This window comes from Citrobacter sp. Cb028, assembly GCF_030336705.1.
In the GTDB taxonomy this organism is placed as follows: domain Bacteria; phylum Pseudomonadota; class Gammaproteobacteria; order Enterobacterales; family Enterobacteriaceae; genus Citrobacter; species Citrobacter braakii.
On record NZ_JAOWCZ010000034.1, the window covers coordinates 1,153,260 to 1,178,188 of the forward strand.

The following is a 24,929-nucleotide window of genomic DNA, read 5'->3' on the forward strand; positions in this document are numbered from 1 at the left end:
AGACAGGAGGCCCTATGACCCTGTCTTTTACCACCCGCTGGCGTGATGAATTACCAGCAACCTATACAGCACTTTCACCCACTCCCCTGAAAAACGCGCGCCTGATCTGGCATAACGCTGCGCTGGCGGAGCAATTAGCTATTCCAGAGACGCTATTTGATATTCCGACCGGAGCCGGTGTTTGGGGCGGTGAATCGTTGCTTCCCGGGATGTCGCCGTTAGCGCAAGTTTATAGCGGACATCAGTTTGGCGTCTGGGCGGGCCAGCTTGGCGATGGACGCGGGATCCTGTTGGGCGAACAACAGCTCGCTGACGGCTCAACGTGTGACTGGCACCTGAAAGGCGCCGGACTTACGCCTTATTCCCGTATGGGGGATGGTCGCGCCGTACTGCGCTCGACAATTCGCGAAAGCCTGGCCAGCGAAGCGATGCATTACCTGGGAATACCGACCACGCGGACATTGTCGATTGTTACCAGCGACACGCCGGTGTATCGCGAAACGGTAGAATCAGGGGCGATGCTCATTCGCGTGGCGCAAAGCCATATGCGCTTTGGCCATTTTGAGCATTTTTACTATCGCCGTGAGCCGGAAAAAGTGCGCCAGTTGGCTGACTTTGCGATTCGCTATTATTGGCCGCAATGGCAGGAAGAAGCCGATAAGTATCAGCTGTGGTTTAACGATGTTGTCACGCGTACTGCGACGTTAATCGCGGACTGGCAGGCGGTAGGATTTGCGCATGGTGTCATGAACACGGACAACATGTCGATTCTGGGACTGACGATGGATTACGGCCCATTCGGTTTCCTTGATGACTACGTGCCCGATTTTATCTGCAACCACTCAGACAACCAGGGTCGATACAGTTTCGATAATCAACCGGCCGCGGCGCTTTGGAACCTGCAACGTCTGGCGCAAACTCTGTCGCCATTTATCCCGGTCGAGGCGCTTAATGATGCGCTGGACAGTTATCAACTGGCGCTGTTAACTCGCTACGGTCAGCGGATGCGACAAAAGCTTGGCTTCTTTAGCGAGCAAAAAAACGATAACGAACTGCTTAGTGAACTGTTTAACCTGATGGCGCGGGAAAGAAGCGACTATACGCGAACGTTTCGCATGCTCAGTCAGACGGAACAACACAGCGCGCAATCCCCGCTGCGCGATGAGTTTATCGAACGCGCAGCGTTTGATGACTGGTTCACACGGTATCGCTCACGCCTGCAGCAAGACAACATTGCCGACGCAGTCAGACAAACGCAGATGAAGGCGGCTAATCCGGCGATGGTATTACGTAACTGGTTGGCGCAACGGGCGATTAATCAGGCAGAGCAGGGGGATTACGCCGAGCTGCATCGGTTACACGAAGCGTTGCGTACCCCATTTGTCGATCGTGATGATGACTATGTCAGCCGTCCACCTGACTGGGGCAAACGGCTGGAAGTGAGCTGTTCAAGCTAAGGGGCCAGAAACACCTGCGGGGATCCGTTGGCCGGATGCTGCCCAACGTGTACCTGCGCGCCATACCAGCGCTTCAGGTCATCGGCCTGTAACACGGCCTCTGGCGTTCCCTGCGACACCAGCCTGCCGTTGTGCAGCAACACTATTCTGTCTGCCCACAGTGCGGCGAGATTCAGATCGTGAAGCACAATGCACACATGCAGCTCTTGTGAAGCGGTAAGCGTCTTCAGCAAGCGCAACAGATGCTGCTGGTGGTAAAGATCCAGCGCAGAGGTCGGCTCATCAAGGAATAACCAGCCGCGAGGCGCGCCGTCGCACCAAAGTTGCGCCAGTGCACGGGCTAACTGTACTCGCTGTTGCTCGCCGCCGGAAAGCGCGGCGTATTGCCGGCCCGCCAGCGGTGTACATCCGGTCATTTCCATCACCTGAGCGATAAGTCGAGGTTCCGACCGCGAGGTCCAGGGCGTACGCCCCATCGCTATGACGGCCTCTACCGGCCAGTCAAATCCCAGTTGTGTTTGCTGGCGCATCACCGCCCGATGCCGCGACAGTGTTTGGCTATGCCATTCATCCAGCGGTTTACCCGCCAGCACGCAGCGCCCTGTAGCCGGTTTCAGAAAACCGGTCAGCAGGCGCAGCAGGGTGGATTTCCCCGCACCATTTGGGCCGATGAGCGCCACCAGTTCACCTTTTTCGAGAGCAAGAGTGACGTCGTCAATCACCGCTCTGCCCGCGACGCGATAGTGAAGCCCTTCAGCGATGAAATGTTCAGCCATGCGGTCCTCGCTGACGAAAAATAAGCCATAAAAACCACGGTGCGCCCAGAAGACTGGTTAGCAAACCGACCGGCATTTCCGCAGGCGCAACCGCCGTACGGGCCAGCGTGTCGGCTATCAGCAATAAAAATGCGCCCGCCAGCACGGAACCTGGGATAACGGCCCGATGGTCTGAGCCGAGCCACATGCGCATCAGATGCGGGATAACCAGCCCGATAAAGCCAATTACGCCGCTTACCGCCACGGCTGCGGCAACCAGCAATGCGCTACAAAGTAGCAAAACACGCTGAACGGTACGCACATCTACGCCGAGGTAATGCGCCTCTTCCTCACCTAACTGCAGCAGGTTCAGCGCCGGTGCCAGACGCCAGATGATCAGCACCGTCGGGACAGTCAATGAAGTGACAGCCAGCAGCGTGGACCATTGCGCGGCCCCCAGACTGCCCATCCCCCATAGCGACAGCTGGCGCAGTTGCGCGTCATTACTGACCCACGACAGAACGCCAACCGCCGCCCCGCACAGCGCGTTGATGGCAATACCGACCAACAGCAGACGTGAGAGTGAAGCGTCGCGTTGTTGGCTAAGGATAAAAATAACCACCGTTGCCGCCAGCGCACCGAGAAAAGCGGCCAGCATGGGGGCGTACAGCATCAACAGCGCGGGCAAAGAGACCGGCAGCACTACCCACAGGGCGACGGCGCAGGCGGCTCCGCTGCTTATCCCCAGTAATCCCGGATCGGCAAGCGGGTTGCGAAACAGGCCCTGCATCACGCAGCCCGCGAGCGCCAGAGAACCGCCAATCACCAGCGCCAGCAAGACGCGGGGCAGGCGAATGGTGAGCCAGATTTGACGCAGTGCCTCATCGCCATCACGCCACAGCAGACTTACCGGCAGGCGCAACGCGCCAAAACCGGTAGCCATGATTGTCATCACGACCAACATGAGTGCGAGTGTCCATAAAGAACAACGGATACGTCGCGACATCAGGGCAATTGCTCAGCTTTAGCGCGAAGCTGCAAAATGGCCTGCGGGGTGCGTACGCTAAAGCCGAGCAGCGCCATATCGTCAACCCGCAATACCTGTTTATTCCGTCCGGCAGGCGTCTGCGCCAGGCCCGGCAGCGCCCACAGGTTATCTTCGCCACCCATCGCCTTAACGCCGTCCTGTGAAATCACCACCAGATCGGGCTGGCTGGCAATGACACCTTCCTGCGACAGCGGCTGATAGCGGTTAACACCCTGCATTGCGTTGCGCAAACCGGCGGCACGAATAGCTGCATCGGCTGCGGTTTGCTGGCCCGCTGCCATCGCGGTCATCCCGCCATGATTGAGAATAAACAGTACGCGTTTGTTAAGTTCAGATGACGGCAGCGCCGCCAGTTCCTGACGGAAGCGGGTGCGCAGCGTTTCGCCATCGGCTTCCCTATGGGTGGCTTCGGCGATGACGCGAATTTTTTCATCAATCACGTTAAGCGCGTTGCTTGCCGGGATCGTCACAACCCTGACGTTGCTCTGTTCGAGCTGTTTTAGCGCCAGAGAGGGCTGCGCCTGCGCGCTGGCAAGGACCAGCGTAGGACGGGTGGCAAGGATCCCTTCGGCGTTGAGTTGGCGCAAATAACCGACATCAGGTAGGGCGTTTGCTGCTTCAGGCCACTGGCTGGTGCTGTCTCGCGCCACAAGGGAAGACTGTGCTCCCAGTGCGTATACAATCTCGGTGACATCGCCACCGAGAGCAACAACCCGTTCCCTGGACGCAGCCATCGCGACGATGGGCAGTAGCGCAATCAGGACCAGCAGTTTTTTCATGCGGCCAGCCCCTTCGGCGTCAGTGCGTCAATTTGCGCGCGCCATTGCGTCTGCTCCGGTTCGCCTTCCGTTCGTTGACCATACAGCTGGGCGATTTGCGTGCCGTCGGCAGCAAACAGTTCCAGGCTGGTGACGTGGCCATCGGCGGTCGGTTTGCGCGTTACCCATGTTTCTGCCACGCTCTCTTCCAGCAGGTGTAAGGTAAATGTCGGGTTGAATATATTCAGCCAGCCTTTCATCGGCACCAGTTTTTCTATCACACCGGTAAAAATCTGTACGCAGCCACGATTACCCACAAAGACCATAATTTCATTGCCATCCTGGCGCGCGGTGTCGAGTAACTGCGCCAGAGCGCTATTTGCGACTTTACAGGCCAGATCGTCGCCCACCAGGTTAAACGCCTGTTGGCGGGTGAGATCGTAGCGTTTCAGCAGACCGAAGAACTGGTGTACATCGGTCATGGCTCGCCACTCTTGATCAACGGTCTGCGCATCGACCGTGACGGTGGCTGGAGCAGAAGGGGTGGCGGGTTGCAGCGCCAGAGGCGGGTTTTCAGCGAAGATGAAACGGGTCAGCAACGCAGCCCATTCCTCAATGAGGGTATTCTGTGTGGCATAGACCTTCAGCAGCGCATCCCCCTGATGGTCAAAGAACTGAATGCTCTGACGCTCGCCGTGGGCGGTTGTTTCGCTGATATGGAACACGCTTGCCCACTGATTGAGGAACAGGCGCAGGTCGAGGGCGCGCGGATTGAGTACCAGTCCGGCATGACCGTTCAGGTGCTGATTGGTAAACGCACCAACCTGCTCATGCACCGCATATTCGTTGCGGCATATACATTTGGTTTCGCCGACGGCTTCCAGTGCGCCGAGGATTTCACGCACTTCGCCACGTAAGCGCCAGGCGTCATGACCGACGCGCGCGAAGGTCAGTTCGGCTTCGCTAATATTCATCAATCCCGCAATATCACGTGCGTATTTGCCAGGATTTTCTTTCTTCAGTTCCAGCCAGCGCGTGTAATGATTCATTGTCTCTTCCTTCCAGATTGCTGCCCCGGCGAACCGGGGAAAAGTGATTACCACTGATAACTCACGAAAATTTTGCCATTACGACCATCCTGCGGAATGCCCTGCGGCGACCAGTACTCTTTGTCGAAGGCGTTGCCCAGTACCAGCGTGGTGGTCATGCCTTTCAGCGCTTGTTGGCCCTGATAGCTCACGTAGAAATCGTTTACCGCATAACCGGGCTGTTTCGTGTAGCTGCTGCTGATATGCGTTGAACGGTCAGCAAATGTACCTATCCAGCCAACGGAAAAACCGCTGTGCGCAACCGGTACGTTCAGTTTGCTGGTGACGGTATCCGGGTTAATGCTGGAAATGTATTCGCCGGTGTCTGTATCTTTGCCGCGCGTACGGTTATAGGCCATGTCGAGGCTGAACAGATCGGCGGAATATTTCGCCATCACGTCCCAGCCCCAGATTTTGGCGTTGGGTACGTTATAGGACATGGTTGTCGCGGCGGCGAAGTCGACGCTGGTGGAGATGTAATCTTTCGCTTTGGTGTCGAAATAGCTGGCTTTAAATTCGAGCGCATCGCTCGCCATCAACAGATCGTCAAAGCGCAGGCCAAATCCGTATTCCTGGGTTTCGTTGGTTTCCGGGCGTAGGTTAGGGTTCGGCACCCAGTAGTTGGTGTAAAAACGGCCAATCGAGAAGTGTTTCGCATCGTTATACATCTCGCCCATGGTCGGCGCACGGAAGGCCTGAGCGTATGAACCGAACAGCATCAGCCAGTCGGTTGGCGCAACGGTGAGCCCGGCGCGGGACGACCATTTATCGGCATCGACATCTTCATAGCCGTCGCTGCTGCCGCGATAAGAGTCATAACGGGTACCGCCCAGCAGCGTAACCGGCAGGTCGCGCAGGGTGATTTCATCTTGTAGCCAACCGGAGCTGAAATCGATTTTTGCCTCCGGGAAACCGGTGGTTGCGCCGCCTGGCTGTTGTTCCTGACGATAGTATTCCCCGCCATAGGTCAGCAGGTGAGATGCAAAAGAGTCGGTAAACAGGCGGCTGCGGTTGTCGATTTTGCCGCCTTTGATGGTTTGTTTGCGAAACTCGCCGGTGTTATCCGTGTTTTGCGCATTAATGCGTGCTTCGGACCAGTAGACGCGGGCATCCGCGTTCAACCAGTCATTGTCTGCTGGAGCAATCGAGTAGGTCAGTTGCGCGTCGCGCTGGATGGTTGAGCGATCGGTCATCGGGTTGCTGGTGGCATCCGCCGCGCTGGTTTGCGGGTTTTTAGGTTCACGGGCGTCATTGTTGTAGTAACGCAGCGAGCCGGCCAGCGTCTGGGCGCTGTCAATTTTCCAGCTGCCTTTCGCCAGCATATTGTTAATCGCTTCGTCGTTTGGTGCCGTAGTGCCGTTGCTCTGGCGCAAATCACCGCGATCGCGACTGGACCAGGCAAGCAGTCCGTCCAGCGTATCGGTGCGACCAAACGCGCTGGCGCCCATACCGAGGCTGTGATCGCCGGTTGCCGCGGTACCGAACACGCGATAACCGCTGTTTTGACCGGCTTCCAGCAGATCTTTGGCATCCGCAGTGTCATAGGCGATCACACCACCTAACGCGCCGCTACCGTACAGCAGTGCAGAAGGGCCACGGACGACCTCGATGCGTTTGATCAGCGCCGGATCGAGGAAGGTACTGTTCAGGTGTCCGGTGTCGGTTCCCTGACGAACGCCATCAACCAGCACCAGAACGCCACGTCGATCGTAGCCGCGCAGATTCACGTCCTGGCCGTTAGTACGACCGGTGCCGTCAAGGGTCAGGCCCGGAACCGTACGCAACAGGTCGGCTGCCGAGCTGGCGGTCTGGTTTTCCGGCGCGGTGGCATCAATCACGCTGACCATCATCGGCGCTTCAAAAGCACTACGGGCATTGCCGGTAGCGGTGACGGTCATATCTTCTACCGCCGCATACGCGACGGCGGGCAGGTTACTGATAATCGCCAGCGCCAAGAGCGAAGGGCGCAGGGATGCAGTGTGCAGGTGTGGCATAGCAACTCTCCATTAGGAAATCGAAAAGCGCTGGCTGCCTGGGTACTACCTGGGTGGCTGGCGAAAAGTGGTGTTTATTTGGTCAGAATGAGTTTTCCGGCTTGTGTCTGGCGCAGCAGATAGAGCTGACCATCGTGTTCTATGATCACGCGCCCCTCTTTGCCCAGCAGACTTTTACTGTCAATTCGGCGCTCGTTTGGCGCGACGGCAGGCGGTGTTTTTTCTTTTGCGGGCGTTGTTGTGTTATCCATACGTGAATAGTGTTTAAAAATAACAATCAATTTAACAATGATAATCATTATCATCAAACTGCAAAATTGCGGCAAGCCTTTTTGTGAAATAATTGTGACGAGAATAGATTTTGTACAATAAGGAGGGGGAAAACAAAGGATTAGCACCGGGCAACGTGATGTTACCCGGCGAACAGCATTAAAAACGGCTATCAACCGCAGAGGCGAGTTTTTCAACCAGCAGTTCAGTATCTTCCCAGTTCAGGCACGGGTCGGTAATGGACTGGCCGTAAACCAGCGGCTGGCCGCTAACGATTTTTTGCGTACCTTCACGCAGGAAACTCTCCGCCATAATCCCGGCAATCGCCGTCGAACCATTGCGAATTTGCTGGCACACATCATCACAAACGTCTAACTGACGACGATGCTGCTTCTGGCAATTGCCATGGCTAAAATCGACCACCAGATGTTCAGGCAGGGAAAATTCGTGCAGGGTATCGCAGGCGGCGGCAATATCTTCAGCATAATAATTCGGCTTTTTACCGCCGCGCATGATGATATGCCCGTAAGGATTACCGCTGGTCTGATAAATGGTCATCTGGCCGGTTTTATCCGGAGAGAGGAACATATGGCTGGCACGGGAGGCGCGAATCGCATCGACGGCAATACGCGTATTGCCATCCGTACCGTTTTTAAAGCCGACCGGGCAGGAAAGCGCAGAGGCCATTTCACGGTGGATCTGGCTTTCGGTGGTGCGCGCGCCAATGGCTCCCCAACTGATTAAATCGGCAATAAACTGACCGGTCACCATGTCGAGGAATTCTGTTGCCGTGGGTACGCCCAGTTCATTGACCTGCAACAGCAGTTTGCGCGCCAGTTCAATGCCGTGGTTCACGCGGTAGCTGCCGTTTAAATCTGGGTCGGAAATTAAGCCTTTCCAGCCCACTACGGTGCGCGGTTTTTCAAAATAAGTGCGCATCACGATTTCCAGACGCGCCTGATGTTTTTCGCGCAGCGCCTGTAAAGGCGTCGCGTATTCCATGGCGGCATCAAGATCGTGAATCGAGCAGGGACCTACGATCACCAGTAAACGAGCGTCTTCACCATTTAATATTTTTTCTATCCGGCGTCGGGAGTCCGTAACATGACGGGCGACGGAGGACGAAACAGGATGCCGTTGCGCAAGCTCTGCTGGAGTGACCAGGTTGTCAATACGCGCAGTACGGAGTTCATCGGTTCTGTTCATTACTTGTCTCAGAAATTTGTTGCTTCAACGGCAGGACTACCGGGAAGTGATGTATATCACAATATCATACTCATCCTGCCTGGTGGCGAGCATAATAACAAAAAATCGAACCAATGCACTAGCATTCTAGTACATGCGGCGATTCAGCCCCATGATGTCGAGGATCTTGGTAGCAATCTCTTCTACCGAATAATTGGTACTGTTCAGCCATGGGATCTGGTTTTTCCGGTACAGCGCTTCCACCTCAGCAACCTCCATCCGGCACTGGCGCATCGAGGCGTAACGGCTGTTTTCCCGGCGCTCTTCGCGGATGGCCGCCAGGCGCTCAGGGTCAATGGTCAGGCCGAACAATTTATGCTGTAACGGCTTCAGGGACGCTGGCAGCACCAGATTATCCATATCATCGGCAATAAAGGGGTAGTTGGCCGCGCGAATGCCAAACTGCATGGCCAGATACAAACTGGTCGGGGTTTTACCGCAACGGGAAACGCCAAGCAGGATCACCTGCGCCTGATCGAGGTTGCGCAACGAAATACCGTCGTCATGAGCGAGGGTATAATCAATGGCGGCAATGCGCGCGTCGTACTTGTTAAGGTTGCCGGGGTTCAGGCCGTGGGTACGATGGGCGATCGGCGTAGGGTCGAGCTTCATCTCTTGTTGCAGTGGGGCAACCAACGCCTGCACGATATCCTGACAAAATCCTTCGCTTTGCAAAATGATCGAGCGAATTTCCGGCAAAACGATAGAGTAAAACACCAGAGGGCGCACGCCAGTTTGTTGATAGATCGCGTCAATCTGGTCTTTAACCGCTCGCGCACGACTCTCATTTTCCACAAACGGCAGCGTAATGCTGCTGATCGTAACCGGAAATTGCGACATTACCGCGTGGCCCAATACCTCGGCGGTGATGGCCGTACCATCAGAAATATAAAATACGTGACGATCAACAGCATTATCCATTTTGCTCATCCTGGGGCAGACATAATTCTCTGAAAGCATAAATTAAAATTCGCCAGAAGCGAATATTGCTGCATCTATTTTGTAAAATGAAACGGTATTTTTATATTTAATGAAAAGTACATTTCATTTTTCGGAACAAATGTTTATACCGGTAGTTTTTGTGGTGATCCCCTGTGGCTCGCGGGTTTGCGCAAATGCGGAAACAATCTGAAAAAATAAAAAATAAAGTTGCTTGAACGATTCACCGTTTTTTTCGCTGAAGTAAATATGCAAAGATAATTACGCAAAATTGAGTTTCCTAACCTCGTTCATATATAAGGATTGTTCGATGTCCAACAATGGCTCGTCACCGCTGGTGCTTTGGTATAACCAACTCGGCATGAATGATGTAGACAGAGTTGGGGGCAAAAATGCCTCCCTGGGTGAAATGATTACTAACCTTTCCGGTATGGGTGTTTCCGTACCGAATGGTTTTGCAACGACCGCCGATGCGTTTAACCAGTTTCTGGACCAGAGCGGTGTAAACCAGCGCATTTATGAGCTGCTGGATAAAACGGATATTGACGATGTCACCGAGCTTGCGAAAGCCGGCGCACAGATCCGCCAGTGGATTATCGACACTCCTTTCCAGCCGGAGCTGGAAAATGCCGTCCGCGATGCCTACGCGCAGCTGTCAGCAGACGATGCCCATGCCTCTTTTGCCGTGCGCTCTTCCGCCACCGCAGAAGATATGCCAGATGCGTCATTTGCCGGTCAGCAGGAAACCTTCCTCAACGTCCAGGGATTTGATGCCGTACTGGTTGCTATCAAACACGTCTTTGCCTCGCTGTTTAACGACCGTGCAATCTCTTATCGTGTTCACCAGGGTTATGACCATCGTGGCGTGGCGCTCTCTGCTGGCGTTCAGCGGATGGTGCGCTCAGACCTCGCGTCTTCCGGCGTAATGTTCTCCATCGATACCGAATCCGGTTTCGATCAGGTGGTGTTCATCACTTCCGCATGGGGCCTGGGCGAGATGGTTGTGCAGGGTGCCGTTAACCCGGATGAATTCTACGTGCACAAACCGACTCTGGCGGCAAACCGTCCGGCGATCGTCCGTCGCACAATGGGTTCGAAAAAAATCCGCATGGTCTACGCGCCAACCCAGGAACACGGCAAGCAGGTGACGATTGAAGATGTACCGCAGGAGCAGCGCGACATTTTCTCCCTGACCAACGCAGAAGTGCAGGAGCTGGCGAAGCAGGCGGTACAGATCGAGAAGCACTACGGTCGTCCGATGGACATCGAATGGGCGAAAGACGGTCATACCGGCAAACTGTTCATTGTGCAGGCGCGTCCGGAAACTGTGCGCTCGCGCGGCCAGGTGATGGAGCGTTATACGCTGCATGCTCAGGGTAAAATTATTGCTGAAGGTCGTGCTATCGGTCACCGCATTGGCGCGGGTCCGGTCAAAGTCATTCAGGACATCAGCGAAATGAACCGTATCGAACCTGGCGACGTCCTGGTTACCGACATGACCGACCCGGACTGGGAACCGATCATGAAGAAAGCGGCGGCGATTGTCACCAACCGTGGCGGTCGTACCTGTCACGCGGCGATCATTGCCCGTGAACTGGGGATCCCGGCCGTGGTTGGCTGTGGTGATGCCACCGAGCGTATGAAGGACGGTGAGAAAGTCACTGTCTCCTGTGCCGAGGGTGATACCGGTTATGTTTACGCTGAGATGCTCGACTTCAGCGTGAAGAGTTCCAGCGTGGAGACCATGCCGGATCTGCCGTTGAAGGTGATGATGAACGTGGGTAACCCGGACCGGGCTTTCGACTTCGCCTGTCTGCCAAACGAAGGTGTCGGCCTGGCGCGTCTGGAATTTATCATCAACCGCATGATTGGTGTACACCCGCGTGCGTTGCTGGAGTTCGATGACCAGACGCCTGAGCTGCAAAACGAAATCCGCGGCATGATGAAAGGTTTTGATTCCCCGCGTGAATTCTACGTTGGTCGTCTGACGGAAGGGATCGCCACGCTGGGTGCGGCGTTCTATCCAAAACGCGTTATCGTGCGTATGTCAGACTTTAAGTCCAACGAATATGCCAACCTCGTCGGCGGTGAGCGTTATGAGCCGCATGAAGAGAACCCGATGCTGGGCTTCCGCGGGGCGGGCCGTTACATTGCTGATAGCTTCCGCGACTGTTTCGCGCTGGAATGTGACGCAGTGAAACGTGTCCGTAACGATATGGGCCTGACTAACGTAGAAGTGATGGTACCGTTTGTACGTACCGTTGCCCAGGCGAAAGCGGTAGTGGAAGAGCTGGCGCGTCAGGGGCTGAAACGCGGTGAGAACGGACTGAAGATCATCATGATGTGCGAGATCCCGTCCAACGCCTTGCTGGCCGAACAGTTCCTTGAGTACTTTGACGGTTTCTCCATCGGTTCAAACGACATGACGCAGCTGGCGTTGGGACTGGACCGTGACTCTGGTGTGGTTTCTGAACTGTTTGACGAGCGTAACGACGCGGTGAAAGCGCTGCTGTCGATGGCGATTCGTGCAGCCAAGAAACAGGGCAAATACGTGGGTATTTGCGGTCAGGGTCCATCCGATCACGAAGACTTCGCCGCCTGGCTGATGGAAGAGGGGATCGACAGTCTGTCGCTGAACCCGGACACCGTCGTGCAGACCTGGCTGAGCCTGGCTGAACTGAAGAAGTAACATCATGCCGGATGGTGGCGTAAATGCCTTATCCGGCCTACGGTTAGTATGCAACGTAGGCCGGATTAGAGGTGTTAGCATCGCCATCCGGTACTTTACCCTTCAACGCTTTCCACACTCTCCACGCTTAAACGCTGAATGATATCCTGACGCAGCTGGTATTTTTGTACCTTGCCTGACGCCGTGCGCGGTAACGTTTCGACAATGACGATGTGTTCCGGATATTTATACTTTGCCACCCGTTTGCGACTAAAAAAGGCCACCACTGATTCCAGCGACAGCGAATGATGCGGCGGTTTCAGCACCACATAAGCGCACGACCGTTCACCTAACCGATCGTCTGGCATAGCGACAACGCAGGCATCATGAATGCGCGGATGCTGCAATAAAATATCCTCCACTTCGCGGCTGCTGATGTTTTCCCCACCGCGCACAATAATATCTTTTTTACGCCCGGTAATTTTGATGTATCCCGCTTCGTCCATGCGGCATAAGTCGCCACTGTAATACCAGCCATCTTTGTCCAGCGCGCGGGCGGTCAGTTCCGGCTCATCGAGGTAGCCCATAAAAACATTGGGACCACGCGAGGCCTCTTCACCTTCGACCCCTGCAGGCAACGTATTGCGCGCTTCATCGACGACTTTAATTTCCACGCCTGCGGCGGCATATCCATCGGTGTTCATTATGCGTGAAAGTGAATCGTCGAGATTGACCAGCGCATGCGGCGAGCTCTCCGTCGAACCATAGATGCTTAACAATTTAATGCCGCGCTGTTGGCAGTCATGGGCAATCTTTTGCGGAATGGTGGTGCCACCGCATAAGAAAAAACGTAGTGATGTGAGATCACAGGGCCGTTTTTCCAGGCTACACAACATGTCGTAGACGAAGGGGGTTGCACCGAGCACGCAGGTACAGCGTTGTTGCTCGAGCAGTTCCAGACAGGCGGTTGGGGTGAATATATCCAACAAAACGCTGCGTGCGCCGATTAAAAACGGCGCGGTAACGCCATGCAAAAAACCGGTAGCGTGTCCCAGTGGGGCGGGCATCAAAAACACATCCTGCCAGGTGAGATTGAGTCGGGCACAGTAGGCGCGTTCGCTGGCAAGGATATTGTTGTGGGTTAACATTACGCCTTTCGGCATTCCCTCGGTCCCGGAGGTAAACAGCACGGCAGCCAGTTCATCGGCGTGAACGTTAATAACCTGGGTTAATGGCGGAGCCAGAAGCAGTTGGCTGAACGCCAGCGAGGCGGTGGCCGGTGCCAGTTTATCTACGGCGACAATCTGTTGCAGATGCGGCAACTGGTTTTGCAAGGGGAGGATCAGATCGACCGGTCGGGTCTGTTTAAACAACGTCGGTGCGAAAAAAATCTTCGCTTTGCATTTGTTCAGTACCCATACCAGTTCAGCTTCGCGCCAGGCAGGCAGCAGTGGTACGGAAACGGCCCCGGTTTTCAGGCAGGCCAGATAGATAATGGTGAACTCGCACCAGCCAGGCAACTGAAAGGCAATGCGATCGCCGGGTTGGATCCCGCAGGCTACAAACCAGGTTGCCAGACTGCTGGCAGCATCGTCGAGTGCAGCGTAGGTATATGAAGCGCCATGATTATCAACCACGGCGATTTTATCCGGCATGGCTCTGGCGGTTTGGTGCCAGTAATCGCCAAGCGAAGCATCTCCCCATAAACCCAGTTGTCGCCAGGCCTGGCGACGTTCGGCGTTAAACGTAAGTGTGATACTCATGAAGTTATTCCCAGGATTATTTCGGCATACATCTGACCGGATGGCCAGGCGGGGCCAATCCGGCGTACAACATGCAAAATCCGTTAGCCGTAGCGGAAATCAACGCCAAATGTTCCGAGCGGGTATTCCCATTGTGTGAGGATCGTGTCACCGCACAGCACCCGGCAGGTGCCGCACTCCAGGCAGCCTGCGGAATCAAAATGAATATTTCCACTCTCATCCTGTTTATACAGTCCGGCGGGGCAGGCTTTCAGCAACTTGCGAAATTCATTAAGGTCGGGATGTTCAGCCAGAATGATGTGCGGGTGGCCTTCATCAACATTAAATTTATTGACGCCCAGTTTGACGTCGACGTTAACGTTAGTGTCCTGATTCATAGTGCGGTGGCCCCCTTGATGCCGTCTTTCAGTAAGTTCATCAGCCCAATCTGCCTGGCATGGGACATGATCATCTTGCGAACGGGCTGATTTGGGCTTCCGTCGACGGTAAACATATCGTTCATGATATCGGCCACCATGCGGGGATATTGGGTAAACAGGCGCGGGTTTTCCATCAGCGCCGGGATCTTGCGAAAATGCTGCAAATCACGCATCACACAGCCCTGTTCGAGGGCGCGTTTGTAATCCATCAGGCTACTGGCCGAGTAATCCTGGCGCTCTTTTGCTGCAATGGCTGTTTGGGCGGCGGCTTCTGCGGAAGCTATCGCCAAATCCATGCCGCGCACGGTATAACCCAGATTCAGGCAGAAACCAGCGGCATCGCCGACGATCATTACCCCGTCATCAACCAGTTTCGGAACCATTGCCAGACCGCCTTCCGGTACCATATGTGCGGAATACTCCAGCAGTTCTCCGCCGGCAATCAGCGGACGAATAGTCGGGTGTCGCTTAAAGTCTTCCAGCATTTGCGGAATGCTTTTCGTGGCATGGGCAATATCCCCCAGACCACACACCAGGCCCAGAGAGATGGAATCCTGGTTGGTATACAGAAATCCGCCTCCCATCAGTCCATCAGACGGTGAGCCTGCGAACAGCCAGGCTGCACCTTCGTTGCCTGACAGATTGAACCGATCCGCAATCACCGCCGACGGTAAGCCGATCAGCTCTTTTACGCCAACGGCATAGTGCTGTGCAGAAGAGGGGGGAACCATCCCCAGCGACCGTCCCAGCATAGAATTAACGCCATCGGCAAGGATGACAATATTGGCTTCAAGGATATCGTCCCCGGCTTGCACACCGGTGACCTTATTGCCTTCGCGAATTAGCGCGTCGACGCGCACGCCGGGGATGAACTGCACGCCAGCCTGTTCCGCTTTTTCCATTAGCCATGGGTCAAGCCGGTTGCGCAAAACGGTATAAGAGTCCTGCTCTGGCACGTTGTCTTTTTCACGATGGAAGTCGAGGGTAACGGCGCTCTCTTCGGTCAGGAAGGAGATTTTTTCGCGGGTGACTTTACGTTCGAGAGGCGCTTCCTGCGCGAATCCGGGCATGATGCGCTCAAGGCTATGCGCGTAGAGTCTCCCGCCGGTCATATTTTTACTGCCCGCACTGTTGCCGCGCTCAATGACCAGTACGTCCAGTCCGGCCCGGGCCATAACGTAGCCTGCCATTGTACCCGCTACACCAGCACCGACCACAATGGCATCAAATTTTTCATCTGACATGCTTTATGCTCCTTTCCCGCCGCGAGGGCAGCGGGAGATGTGCGTTAACGGGATTAGCGGCTGAGATGGTCGATAAGGGCCGGAACCACTTTGTAGATGTCGCCCACCAGACCGTAATCGGCGTAATTGAAAATAGGGGCTTTTTTATCTTTGTTGATGGCGACAATGACTTTCGCGCCGTTACCGCCGACCATATGCTGAATTTGTCCTGAGATGCCCAGCGTGAGATACAGGTCTGATTTCAATAACACGCCAGAAACGCCAATGTAGCGTTCGCGTTCCATCCAGTTTTCGCCTTCGGCAATCGGTCGTGAACAACCCACTTCAGCACCCAGCACCGATGCCAGTTGGCGCACCATTTCCAGATCGTTTTGCGCCACCAGGCCGCGACCCACACCCACCACGCGCCTGGCTTTGCTGAGATCCACGCTGCTCACGGATTTGGCGCGACGCTCCAGGCACATCACTTCATGGTGCGGCGCGATGTACGTTGCTGAGACAACCGGGCAGTTGTGTGAGGCGTTTTCCGCGACCGGTTCAAGCTGGCCTGGAGCAAGCGTGATAATCGCCAGCGTACTTTTGATTTTTTCTTTGCCAAATGCCAGACCACCATACATCCGGTGTTCGGCGAACAAAATGCCTGCATCCAGCGTTACCGATGTGGCGTCGTTCACCATCGCTGCGTTGAGCTGAATGCTTAAGCGTGCGCCAAGGGATTTGGCTCGTTTAGTCGCGGACATCAGCAGCAGCCCGGCGTGTTCCTGCATCAGGGCGGCGATGGTCTCAGCGTAATTTTCAACACGCTGTAAACCGGAGGTTGCGTCGAGCACGACTATCTTATCGGCGCCCAGGGCTTGCAACTGATTGGCCTGGTCGCTGCCTTGTACGATAAGGTGAACCTGCTCACCCCACAGGCGAGCGCCGGCCATTAATTCTGCATAGCGTTCTACGTTATCGCTGAACACCCAGACGTTGGCTAATTTACTCATGATGATTTCTCTCCGTTGGGCTTAGTTCAGGGCTTTTTTCAGGTGTTCAGCCAGTTCGGCAATGGCTTCTGCTGAGTCATTTTCCAGAATGATGTGCTGACGTTCGGTTTGCGGCGGCACGGTGAGGCTCACCAGCTCCGCTAACGGTGACGCAGGTATCCAACCAATATCGCTGGCTTGCCACGGGGTGACCGGTTTTTTACCCGCGCCCAGAATCGCCTTCATCGAGGGAATACGCGGTGTGTTGATATCCGACGTCACGCACAGTACGGCGGGGAGCGGCAGATCAATTACTTCGACTTCATCTTCAAGCGTGCGCTCAACCACAAGGCGGTCGCCATTACGTTGGATGCTGCTGACGGCATTAATCACCGGGAGCTGTAATAGTTCCCCAACCAGTAAGCCGACCTGCTGCGCGTAGATATCCCCCGATCCTTCACCGAACAGCATCAGGTCGAAATCCATATTGTTGGCCGCACAGGCCAGCGCCTGAGCGGTATCCCGGGGTAATGAATGCTCCAGTTGTGGATCCTGCACCATATACAAACTGTCCGGCCCGCGGGACAGCACGTCTTTACGCACTTTGGAGTTTTGTAGTAGCGACCCGCCCACCGTTAAGGCGACGATTTCATCACCCTCCGCGCTAAGTTGCGCTGCGGCCTCTATCGCATTTAAGTCAAACTGGCTGATTTTGGCATCGGCCCGGTCAAAGTTAAGCGAGCGCTGTGGGGTAACAACAATGTCCTGTTCTTCAGGCACCAACTTAAAGCAGGTTATTATTTTCATGGCATCTCCAGTGATTCTCGTGTGGATGATGACGTGGTGCGTCATTATCGACAGTAGGGAAAATTGACTGAAAATAGTGTGCGACAGAGGGAGGGCTGTTTTCGACGGGGAAATCTGTTTTCATTGCCAACAATCTTGCAAAAAAAACGTCCCGGGAATGCCTGGTTTATCAGCAATAATCAGACGGTGCGTCCCAGAGGAAGAAACGGGAACACAAAGACAGTGAAAATAATTGCGAAATGCATCATGTTTTTAATCGCCTCTGCGCTGAATTTGTTTCTTATATGTAAATTATTAATGCAGGCTTAATAACATTTATTCTTTTTGATTATTATAAGACGCAAATAATCAATGGCAGCAATGTACCAAAGCAAAAGGTGTCATCTTGCAGACGGGGCAAATAATTTTGTTTCGCCGGGAAGGAATAACGTTGTATAACGTCATTATCATTTTTATTTTCTGATATTAATAATCCCCAAATTGCTGCCTTTAGGTGGAGGTTGTCATGTATCAACGCTGCTTTGATAATGCCGTGGAGACCCTTTTTGAACAGGGGAAAACCCCAAGATTCTCGCGATTCGTCATCAGTGATGACCCTAACTGGGAGTCGGGTCATCACGTTCACGATAATGAAACAGAGCTTATTTATGTCAAAAAAGGGGTCGCAAGATTAATTATCGATTCGTCGCTGTATGTCGCGCATGCCGGGGATATTGTGGTGATAGAGCAAGGGCGACTCCATGCGGTTGCTTCGGATAGTAGCGCACCTGCAACGACTTACACCTGCGCGCTCTACGGTTTTCGTTTCAACGGCTGGCAGGATAATCAGCTATTGCAGATGCACTCGTGTCCGGTGATTAGCGTTACTCTGGGGAAGGAGGTTATTAAGAGTATCTTTAATGAGTTGGGGGTTATGCTCCCCCAGAGCAAAAATAACCTGACATCTTCAGCCTACGACGCTTTTGCTTATGCTCTAACCGTTTTATTTTACGAAAACTTTAAAAATGCCTATCGTTCTGAGCAAGGTTATATTAAAAAAGATGTCTTAATTAAAGATGTGCTGGTTTATTTAAATAATAACTTCCGTGAAAAAATTACTCTCGATCAGTTATCCAAAAAATTCCGGGCCAGCGTGAGTTATATCTGCCATGAATTTACTAAGGAGTATCGAATTTCGCCGATCAATTATGTGATTCAGCGACGAATGACCGAGGCGAAATTTGCCCTGACGAATACGGAAGCTTCGTTAGCGGAAATCTCCTGGCGGGTAGGGTATGAAAATGTCGATCACTTTGCCAAACTCTTTCAGCGGCATGTAGGTTGTACCCCCAGTGATTATCGCAAGCAGTTTAAAAATAATCTGGTTGAGCAGGAGTGCTTGATGCCAGAGGTCTGATTATCCTGGCTCGTGCCGGAAAACGCTTGTGCGCTATCCGGCACGGATTATCGCTTACTTATTCTGATAATCTTTCAGGATTTGGCGTCCGGCGACGTAAATCATAATTTCGTCGGTGCCGCCGCCAATGCGCTCGCAGCGAACATCGCGCCAGAATCGGGAAACTCGCGCTTCATCGGTGTAACCCAGCCCGCCCATGATCTGAATGGCGTCATCAATCACTTCCATTGCCGTGCGGGCGCAATACAGTTTTGCCAACGCCGCGCTGGTCCGCAGCGACTGTTCCTGATCGGCCTGCCAGGCGACTTTCAATACCATATTGCGCATGTTTTCAATTTTAATCGCCATCAGCGCCAGTTTTTCCTGGATCATCTGGTTATGGCCAATCGGTTTACCAAATGCGATACGCTGGTTAGCATAACGGGCGGCATCTTCGAAGGCGCACTCGGCGAAACCGGTACTACGCGCGGCGTTGATTAACCGTTCCATCTCAAAGTTGTACATGACGTTGAGGAACCCCATGCCTTCTTCGCCGACCATATCGCTTTCGTCTACTTCAACATCATCAAGATAAACTTCGCAGGTGCTGAGCATGTGCCAGCCGATTTTATGCAGCGGATTAACCTTAATGCCGGGTTTCTTCGAATCCACCCACCACAGCGTAAAGGCTTTCTTCGGATCTTTCGGCTCCGGATCGCGAGCCAGTACCAGCATATAAGGATACTCTTTAGCGCCGGTGATAAAGGTTTTTTGCCCGTTGAGATATACCTTGCCGTTCTTGCGGGTGTAGCTGGTGGTAGCGCTGTTATTGTCTGAACCTGCTCCCGGTTCGGTTAATGCCAGCGCATAAGCCGGATCGCCCGTTTCCATGGTGCTTTCTGCCGTTTTACGTAACTGCTCGGCGGAGCCAAAACGACGCATACTGTGAATGCACTGACCGTTCGTGATTAAAAAAGCGGGTGCGCCGCATTTGGAAACTTCCATCAGTGCCAGCATCTGCGTGACGTAATCTGCCGGGATACCGCCGAATTCTTCCGGAACGCCCAGCATTGAAATACCGTTGTCCGCAAGGGCGCGCATAAACTCTTTCGGATAGGTAGCCGTCTGATCGCAGGTACGGAAATATTCCTCCGGGAAATTGCTGGTAATCAGTTCGCGAATGCTGGCAAGCAGCAGCTCTTGTTCTTCAGTTAATGAAAAATCCATCAGGGTACTCCTTTTAATTGGCGGCATCGGGCAATATAAAACCCATCGAAGCATCGATAAATAATCTTTCGTCCATCAGTTTCAGTTCCGGAGAAATAACCGGAGGGAAATCCATTTTGTCCAGAATGTCTTCCTGTAAAGAGACTCCTGGCGCAATTTCGACTAAATGAAGACCATCTTCTTTTAACGTAAATACAGCACGCTCGGTGATGTAACGCACATCCAGTCCGCGCTCGAGTGCAATTTTTCCGCTGAAAGTGACTTCAGGTAATGCGTTGACGAATTTTTTCACCCGGCCTTCCTGTACGATATTTAATTTGCCATTGGCAACTTCCGTTTTCAGGCTTCCGGCAGTTAACGTGCCGCAAAATATTATTTTCTTCGAGGTGGCGCTAATATCGATAAAACCGCCGGTCCCCATAATTTTGCCATTGAATTTATGTACGCCGACATTGCCGTGGCGATCCACTTCGGCGAAGCTTAAATAGCAGACATCCAGCCCACCGCCGTGGTAGAAGTCAAACTGGGAGGTCATATCCAGAATCGCGCGGGTGTTGACGTTGGCGCCAAAAGCGATGCCCTGGGAGGTAATTCCGCCAATCGGGCCGGTCTCGACCGTCAGAATAAAGTCGTCAGCGCAGCCTTCTTCGCGAGCAACGAGACCAATACCATCGGCGATACCCACGCCAACGTTGCCGACCGCGCCTTTACGCATTTCGAACAGAGCGCGTCGGGCCACCAGTTTACGCTGATTGAGCGGCAGGGCAGTCTGCTGGCTGTCATCAAGGACAAAATCGCCCGAGATAAAGCGGTTAACCGGCGCACCGCCGTACAATTGAGTTTGATCGGGATCGATGACCACAATATCGACCAGATAGCCCGGAATACGCACGGCTTTTGGGTGCAGTGTGGCTTTCTTCACCATTTTTTGCACCTGCATCATGACGATACCGCCGTTGTTGTGAACGGCCTGAGCAATCACCAACGCGTCGAGATACATAACTTCATCTTCAAACGTGGCGTAACCTTCGCTGTCGCAGGTGGTGGCGCGAATAAAGGCGATGTTTGGCGCAATGGCTTTGTAGTAGAGGTACTCTTTGTTATCAATTTCCACCAGCTTGATCAGATCTTCGGTGGTCACTTCATTCAGCTTTCCGCCCTGTTGGCGGGGATCGACAAATGTTCCGATACCGATCTCACTCAGAATACCCGGCTGGTGGGCTGCCGAGGCACGCAGAGTCTGGGTTAATACGCCCTGAGGATAGTTATAGGCGGCAATTTTATTCTGCTCAGCGAGGTCGGAAATTCGTGGTGATTGTCCCCAGTGGCCGCATAATGCCCATTTGACTAAACCTTCCTGAGCTAACGGGCTAATTCCACGGTCAGCACGGTCACCTAATCCCGTTGGGCTAATCAATGATAAGTTTCGGGGTGAATGTGCGTTTTTATATTTTTCAGCCAGCGCATTAATTAATGTTGTTGCTTCGAGAATACCGCCACCTGCGCCTAATACACAGAGCGTTGCCTCATCAGGAATATAATTAATGGCATCCACTGCGGATAATACGGGGACCCGACCATCAATGCGTTCTGGTCTTGATAATTTCATGTGAACTCCAGATTATATGCGTGCGACTACCTGTCGCTATATTCGACAATAATAATGTGAGTTATTTAATAATGTCCGGCCATCTGCCCGATATTCGTGATTAAGCGAATATCTGGGGCAGGGCATTACTGATATTAATATGGATAAACAGTACTATTACGCCTGATGCAATATGGTCAAAACGGTACGTAGGTCGGTGACCGAAATTTGCCCAGGGGCAGAGGCTTTTTTCACCGCGCCAAAGGTTGCCGCTGAACCGAAAACCTCACCGGACAGACGTGAAATCACCCCTGTTTTGGCCATCGACATGGTAATGATCGGGCGATCGGCATAGCGTTCCTGCATTTCCAGAGTTGCGCCAAGCAGGGTCAATACATCCATCTTGTTTTGCGGCATCAGGGCGATTTTCGGGATATCAGCGCCAAGCTCCTGCATTTTACGCAGGCGCAGGACAATCTCTTGTGCCGCTGGCGTCTTATGGAAATCATGATTCGACATAATGACGGCGACATTTTTTGCATGTGCATATTCGACGGTGGCTTTAATCAGTTCGTCACCGGTGAAAAGCTCCAGGTCAATCATATCGACCAGACCGCTATCTACCGCCGCACGGTTTAGCGCAATATAGTTTTCGACAGCCAGCGCCTGTTCACCACCTTCTTTGGCACTACGGAAGGTGAACAGCAGCGGTTTGTCAGCTATCACATCGCGGATGGCGCGTGCAGCTTCCAGTACGGCATCAACGGAGGACACCTCGGTGAAATGGTCAACGCGCCATTCCAGAATGTCGAAATCCGCCTCGCGATAGGCCAGCGCTTCGCTTTTTACCGTTGCGATGTCTTTACCCATCAGTGAGACAATGATCTTCGGCGCACCCTCGCCAATGACGAGGTTTTTTACGGTTACGGTTTTCATCGATTACCCTTTAAATATTTTACAAATGCTTGCCCATCAGGCTGCAAAACCCATAACCTGTTTCACATACTCAAGAGGAAAATCTTTCCCGGTCCAGAGTTTAAACTGTTCAGCCCCTTGCCATAACAACATGCCGTAACCATCAATCGTTTTGCAACCGGCAAGTTGTGCCTGTTGCAATAATTTGGTCATATGCGGGTTGTAGACGCATTCAGTCACCAGCAGATCTGGGCGTAGCAGGGAAACGTCGGTCACCAGAGATTCGTTCTCCAGCGGCTTCATTCCCACTTTCGTACCGTTAGTCAGAATATCCGCGCTGGCCAGTGCGTCCGCAAAAGCCTGTCGATCGTCGAGATCGATAACGGTGACCACGCAGTCGGTATTTTCATTAACACGTTTGGCGAATTCCTGCGCTTTGGCAAAGAACTCATCTTGACGGTTAAAGAGTTTGATTTCTTTGATGCCTTCAATCGCCGCCTGGGCGCCAATGGCCGTTGACGCGCCGCCTGCGCCCAACAGTACCATGGTTTTACCCCTGATATCGAAACCGCTTTCCTTGATGGCGCGAATATGCCCCGTGCCATCAGTATTGTAGCCGCGCAGGTAACCATCATCATTGACGATAGTATTAATCGCGCCGACCAGTTTGGCTGCAGGCGTTAATTCATCAACATATTCACATGCCAGTTGCTTGTTGGGCATTGAGACTCCGGTACCGCGCATTTTTAAGGCCTTCAGCCCGGCAATCGCATTAGCAAACGTGGAGTTATCGACTTCAAATGCCATGTAGGTAAAAGGTAATCCCGCTTTTTCTAATGCCTTATTTTGCATTTCAGGCGACAGGCTGTGTCTGATAGGGTAGGCCATCAGACCAATCAGTTCATATTTTGCAGTTACGTCCATTTGATACTCCTTCTAAGCAATTTATTGAAAATAACGTTCGCCCAACCGCACATCATTTTTGGGAATATCAAATACGCGGTAGTAACGAATAAAGACGATGATGGCGGTGATGAAGGCCAGCAAAGCAAATGCGAGGTCCAGCAAAATGATGTACTGCAGGCCAATGTTAGAAAGGTATCCGGTGATTAATGGGATAATAAAGTTGGCTACGCCCCCCATCATCATATAAATACTGGTGACCTTGGCTTTGCTCCTGGGGAAAAACTCTGACATCACCGAAACGCCGAGCTGTAAAATACCGCCTGCGGCAGAAAACCCGATAAGAAATGAACCGGCGTTACACACCAATGGGGATGGATATAAATAGATAACCGCTGCGGTGAGGGTTGCCAGCCCGGCGTTAAACACATTCGCCCAAATGGGTCGAACCATTTTCTTGAGCAGTACAGCAAAAATAAACACGCAGACCAGCGATCCCATACTGTAGTAAGAGATGGTTTTCAGCGCGTCGGCTTCTGCCATGCCGGCAAATGCCATCGCATATTTCGGCATCCAGACTACGATGACGTAAAAGGTAGAAAATGCGGCCACCCCAAACATAACGGAGGCTACACCTTCCAGCCAGACCAGCGGTTTACTGTTCATCTGTGGTAGCTCTTTTGCAATGCCCGCATCCACCATCTGGCTGGGGAAGCGGCTTTTGAGCAGCATCAACGTTATGACGACGAACAGTACCCCCGGGATAATGACCGCATAGCCATACCAGATATGGTTGAGCAGCATGGTGCTGACGACGATGGGGTAGATCATCTGCCCAAATGAGACCATCGCTTTAACCAGGATAACCGCTGATCCAGACGCCTTAGGGAAGCATTCCATCAATGCCGGATAGCCCCCTGTATCCAGGGCCGAGTTAGCGACGCCGACACAAACAGCGAGAATAAAGGCAATCATCAGATTCGGGCTGGCGGGAATGCCGAAGAAAAACAGCATGTACAGAATTGCCCCTAACAGAATGATAGCCCGTCTACCAAATTTATCTGAGAGCACGCCAAAGAATAAAATACTCACCAGGCGACCAAGACCAATGCCGGAAATTAAATAGGCTATCCCAGCATTGTCGGTGGAGAATTTTTCTGCAAGAGAACTCATGTTTTGCGCCAGTGTAATGACGCTAATGCCGTGTAAAAAATAACTTAAATAAATACAGATTATCGCCAAAAGAAATGGCGTATTAAAGGTCTTATTTTGAGACATGTTCACAACTCCTTGCGGATTTTAAAATTGTTCTGTGCTCGTCGATTTTGTTTAAATTGCGGCGACCTTGTGATTAATATACCGGGGTGCTGATATTGTGCCTACATAGCATGGCGTTTAAGTTACCAGGTATGTTGCATGCTCAACTGTGAAACTTAATTCTTTCAACCAACATTTTGCTGAAGTTTTAAAACCGCGACCAATTATTTTGCAACGGGGG

At 52.9% G+C, this 24,929-nt stretch carries 21 protein-coding genes; 3 read left to right on the forward strand and 18 right to left on the reverse strand.

The features are described 5' to 3' along the window. The first annotated feature begins 14 nt into the window (after positions 1-14). A complete protein-coding gene (gene selO / locus OGV75_RS15200; protein WP_286480850.1) occupies positions 15-1,457 on the forward strand; it encodes a protein adenylyltransferase SelO in 1,443 nt (480 codons plus the stop codon). Here the strand turns inward: selO and OGV75_RS15205 are convergent. From OGV75_RS15205 to ppsR, 8 genes are all read right to left on the reverse strand, one after another. Then, entirely contained in the window at positions 1,454-2,233 is a 780-nt protein-coding gene (locus tag OGV75_RS15205) for a heme ABC transporter ATP-binding protein (RefSeq protein WP_181635681.1), read from the reverse strand. The two genes, selO and OGV75_RS15205, sit on opposite strands and share 4 nt — an antisense overlap. Beyond that, the gene (locus OGV75_RS15210; RefSeq protein ID WP_032947022.1) at positions 2,226-3,218 is read right to left on the reverse strand and encodes a FecCD family ABC transporter permease; all 993 of its coding nucleotides are present in this window, start codon (positions 3,216-3,218) and stop codon (positions 2,226-2,228) included. Before OGV75_RS15210 ends, OGV75_RS15205 begins: the two co-directional genes overlap by 8 nt. Then, on the reverse strand, positions 3,218-4,039 hold the full coding sequence (locus OGV75_RS15215) for a heme/hemin ABC transporter substrate-binding protein (protein WP_047417832.1): 822 nt from the start codon (positions 4,037-4,039) through the stop codon (positions 3,218-3,220). Before OGV75_RS15215 ends, OGV75_RS15210 begins: the two co-directional genes overlap by 1 nt. Continuing rightward, positions 4,036-5,067: a hematinate-forming heme oxygenase ChuS gene (gene chuS, locus OGV75_RS15220; RefSeq protein WP_103283873.1), complete on the reverse strand. Its 1,032-nt coding sequence runs from the start codon at positions 5,065-5,067 to the stop codon at positions 4,036-4,038. Before chuS ends, OGV75_RS15215 begins: the two co-directional genes overlap by 4 nt. 47 nt (positions 5,068-5,114) lie before the next feature. Beyond that, entirely contained in the window at positions 5,115-7,100 is a 1,986-nt protein-coding gene (locus tag OGV75_RS15225; RefSeq protein WP_286480852.1) for a TonB-dependent hemoglobin/transferrin/lactoferrin family receptor, read from the reverse strand. Positions 7,101-7,174: 74 nt separating this feature from the next. Next, positions 7,175-7,405: a hemin uptake protein HemP gene (gene hemP, locus OGV75_RS23555; protein ID WP_072034386.1), complete on the reverse strand. Its 231-nt coding sequence runs from the start codon at positions 7,403-7,405 to the stop codon at positions 7,175-7,177. Positions 7,406-7,529: 124 nt separating this feature from the next. Next, entirely contained in the window at positions 7,530-8,576 is a 1,047-nt protein-coding gene (gene aroH / locus OGV75_RS15235) for a 3-deoxy-7-phosphoheptulonate synthase AroH (protein WP_286480853.1), read from the reverse strand. Between the two features lie 126 nt (positions 8,577-8,702). After that, positions 8,703-9,536 carry a posphoenolpyruvate synthetase regulatory kinase/phosphorylase PpsR gene (gene ppsR, locus OGV75_RS15240; RefSeq protein WP_016152884.1) on the reverse strand — a complete coding sequence of 278 codons (834 nt, stop codon included), beginning with the start codon at positions 9,534-9,536 and terminating at the stop codon, positions 8,703-8,705. Positions 9,537-9,864: 328 nt separating this feature from the next. On the opposite strand from ppsR, the gene ppsA reads away from it, so the two are divergent. Continuing rightward, positions 9,865-12,243: a phosphoenolpyruvate synthase gene (ppsA, locus tag OGV75_RS15245; RefSeq protein WP_016152885.1), complete on the forward strand. Its 2,379-nt coding sequence runs from the start codon at positions 9,865-9,867 to the stop codon at positions 12,241-12,243. A 95-nt stretch (positions 12,244-12,338) separates the two neighbouring features. On the opposite strand, the gene fadK is transcribed toward ppsA, so the two are convergent. The 5 genes from fadK to OGV75_RS15270 form a co-directional block, all read right to left on the reverse strand. Next, positions 12,339-13,985: a medium-chain fatty-acid--CoA ligase gene (gene fadK / locus OGV75_RS15250; protein WP_094761876.1), complete on the reverse strand. Its 1,647-nt coding sequence runs from the start codon at positions 13,983-13,985 to the stop codon at positions 12,339-12,341. Positions 13,986-14,068: 83 nt separating this feature from the next. Continuing rightward, complete coding sequence (locus OGV75_RS15255) at positions 14,069-14,362, reverse strand: ferredoxin family protein (protein ID WP_016152887.1); 294 nt, start codon at positions 14,360-14,362, stop codon at positions 14,069-14,071. Next, positions 14,359-15,648, reverse strand: a complete 1,290-nt coding sequence (locus OGV75_RS15260; protein ID WP_131345465.1) for an FAD-dependent oxidoreductase — start codon at positions 15,646-15,648, stop codon at positions 14,359-14,361. Before OGV75_RS15260 ends, OGV75_RS15255 begins: the two co-directional genes overlap by 4 nt. 53 nt (positions 15,649-15,701) lie before the next feature. Then, positions 15,702-16,637: an electron transfer flavoprotein subunit alpha gene (locus OGV75_RS15265; protein ID WP_019076670.1), complete on the reverse strand. Its 936-nt coding sequence runs from the start codon at positions 16,635-16,637 to the stop codon at positions 15,702-15,704. Positions 16,638-16,658: 21 nt separating this feature from the next. Then, positions 16,659-17,423 carry an electron transfer flavoprotein gene (locus OGV75_RS15270; protein ID WP_047500317.1) on the reverse strand — a complete coding sequence of 255 codons (765 nt, stop codon included), beginning with the start codon at positions 17,421-17,423 and terminating at the stop codon, positions 16,659-16,661. Between the two features lie 505 nt (positions 17,424-17,928). Here OGV75_RS15270 and OGV75_RS15275 point away from each other — a divergent pair. Continuing rightward, a complete protein-coding gene (locus OGV75_RS15275) occupies positions 17,929-18,819 on the forward strand; it encodes an AraC family transcriptional regulator (RefSeq protein WP_286480854.1) in 891 nt (296 codons plus the stop codon). A 54-nt stretch (positions 18,820-18,873) separates the two neighbouring features. Here the strand turns inward: OGV75_RS15275 and OGV75_RS15280 are convergent, their stop codons facing one another. The 5 genes from OGV75_RS15280 to OGV75_RS15300 form a co-directional block, all read right to left on the reverse strand. Next, positions 18,874-20,025: an acyl-CoA dehydrogenase gene (locus tag OGV75_RS15280; protein ID WP_003836610.1), complete on the reverse strand. Its 1,152-nt coding sequence runs from the start codon at positions 20,023-20,025 to the stop codon at positions 18,874-18,876. Between the two features lie 13 nt (positions 20,026-20,038). Next, positions 20,039-21,634, reverse strand: a complete 1,596-nt coding sequence (locus OGV75_RS15285) for an acyl CoA:acetate/3-ketoacid CoA transferase (RefSeq protein WP_286480855.1) — start codon at positions 21,632-21,634, stop codon at positions 20,039-20,041. A gap of 156 nt (positions 21,635-21,790) precedes the next feature. After that, positions 21,791-22,549, reverse strand: a complete 759-nt coding sequence (aroD, locus tag OGV75_RS15290) for a type I 3-dehydroquinate dehydratase (RefSeq protein ID WP_286480856.1) — start codon at positions 22,547-22,549, stop codon at positions 21,791-21,793. Between the two features lie 36 nt (positions 22,550-22,585). Next, on the reverse strand, positions 22,586-23,452 hold the full coding sequence (gene ydiB, locus OGV75_RS15295; protein ID WP_016156358.1) for a quinate/shikimate dehydrogenase: 867 nt from the start codon (positions 23,450-23,452) through the stop codon (positions 22,586-22,588). A gap of 21 nt (positions 23,453-23,473) precedes the next feature. Next, entirely contained in the window at positions 23,474-24,709 is a 1,236-nt protein-coding gene (locus OGV75_RS15300; RefSeq protein ID WP_053390159.1) for an MFS transporter, read from the reverse strand. Between the last annotated feature and the right edge of the window lie 220 nt (positions 24,710-24,929).

Bases quoted from the DNA above. Each gene is read 5' to 3' on its own strand.
- selO (WP_286480850.1), top strand. From the start codon at position 15: ATGACCCTGTCTTTTACCACCCGCTGGCGTGATGAATTACCAGCAACC.
- OGV75_RS15205 (WP_181635681.1), bottom strand. From the start codon at position 2,233: ATGGCTGAACATTTCATCGCTGAAGGGCTTCACTATCGCGTCGCGGGC.
- OGV75_RS15210 (WP_032947022.1), bottom strand. From the start codon at position 3,218: ATGTCGCGACGTATCCGTTGTTCTTTATGGACACTCGCACTCATGTTG.
- OGV75_RS15215 (WP_047417832.1), bottom strand. From the start codon at position 4,039: ATGAAAAAACTGCTGGTCCTGATTGCGCTACTGCCCATCGTCGCGATG.
- chuS (WP_103283873.1), bottom strand. From the start codon at position 5,067: ATGAATCATTACACGCGCTGGCTGGAACTGAAGAAAGAAAATCCTGGC.
- OGV75_RS15225 (WP_286480852.1), bottom strand. From the start codon at position 7,100: ATGCCACACCTGCACACTGCATCCCTGCGCCCTTCGCTCTTGGCGCTG.
- hemP (WP_072034386.1), bottom strand. From the start codon at position 7,405: ATGATAATGATTATCATTGTTAAATTGATTGTTATTTTTAAACACTAT.
- aroH (WP_286480853.1), bottom strand. From the start codon at position 8,576: ATGAACAGAACCGATGAACTCCGTACTGCGCGTATTGACAACCTGGTC.
- ppsR (WP_016152884.1), bottom strand. From the start codon at position 9,536: ATGGATAATGCTGTTGATCGTCACGTATTTTATATTTCTGATGGTACG.
- ppsA (WP_016152885.1), top strand. From the start codon at position 9,865: ATGTCCAACAATGGCTCGTCACCGCTGGTGCTTTGGTATAACCAACTC.
- fadK (WP_094761876.1), bottom strand. From the start codon at position 13,985: ATGAGTATCACACTTACGTTTAACGCCGAACGTCGCCAGGCCTGGCGA.
- OGV75_RS15255 (WP_016152887.1), bottom strand. From the start codon at position 14,362: ATGAATCAGGACACTAACGTTAACGTCGACGTCAAACTGGGCGTCAAT.
- OGV75_RS15260 (WP_131345465.1), bottom strand. From the start codon at position 15,648: ATGTCAGATGAAAAATTTGATGCCATTGTGGTCGGTGCTGGTGTAGCG.
- OGV75_RS15265 (WP_019076670.1), bottom strand. From the start codon at position 16,637: ATGAGTAAATTAGCCAACGTCTGGGTGTTCAGCGATAACGTAGAACGC.
- OGV75_RS15270 (WP_047500317.1), bottom strand. From the start codon at position 17,423: ATGAAAATAATAACCTGCTTTAAGTTGGTGCCTGAAGAACAGGACATT.
- OGV75_RS15275 (WP_286480854.1), top strand. From the start codon at position 17,929: ATGTATCAACGCTGCTTTGATAATGCCGTGGAGACCCTTTTTGAACAG.
- OGV75_RS15280 (WP_003836610.1), bottom strand. From the start codon at position 20,025: ATGGATTTTTCATTAACTGAAGAACAAGAGCTGCTGCTTGCCAGCATT.
- OGV75_RS15285 (WP_286480855.1), bottom strand. From the start codon at position 21,634: ATGAAATTATCAAGACCAGAACGCATTGATGGTCGGGTCCCCGTATTA.
- aroD (WP_286480856.1), bottom strand. From the start codon at position 22,549: ATGAAAACCGTAACCGTAAAAAACCTCGTCATTGGCGAGGGTGCGCCG.
- ydiB (WP_016156358.1), bottom strand. From the start codon at position 23,452: ATGGACGTAACTGCAAAATATGAACTGATTGGTCTGATGGCCTACCCT.
- OGV75_RS15300 (WP_053390159.1), bottom strand. From the start codon at position 24,709: ATGTCTCAAAATAAGACCTTTAATACGCCATTTCTTTTGGCGATAATC.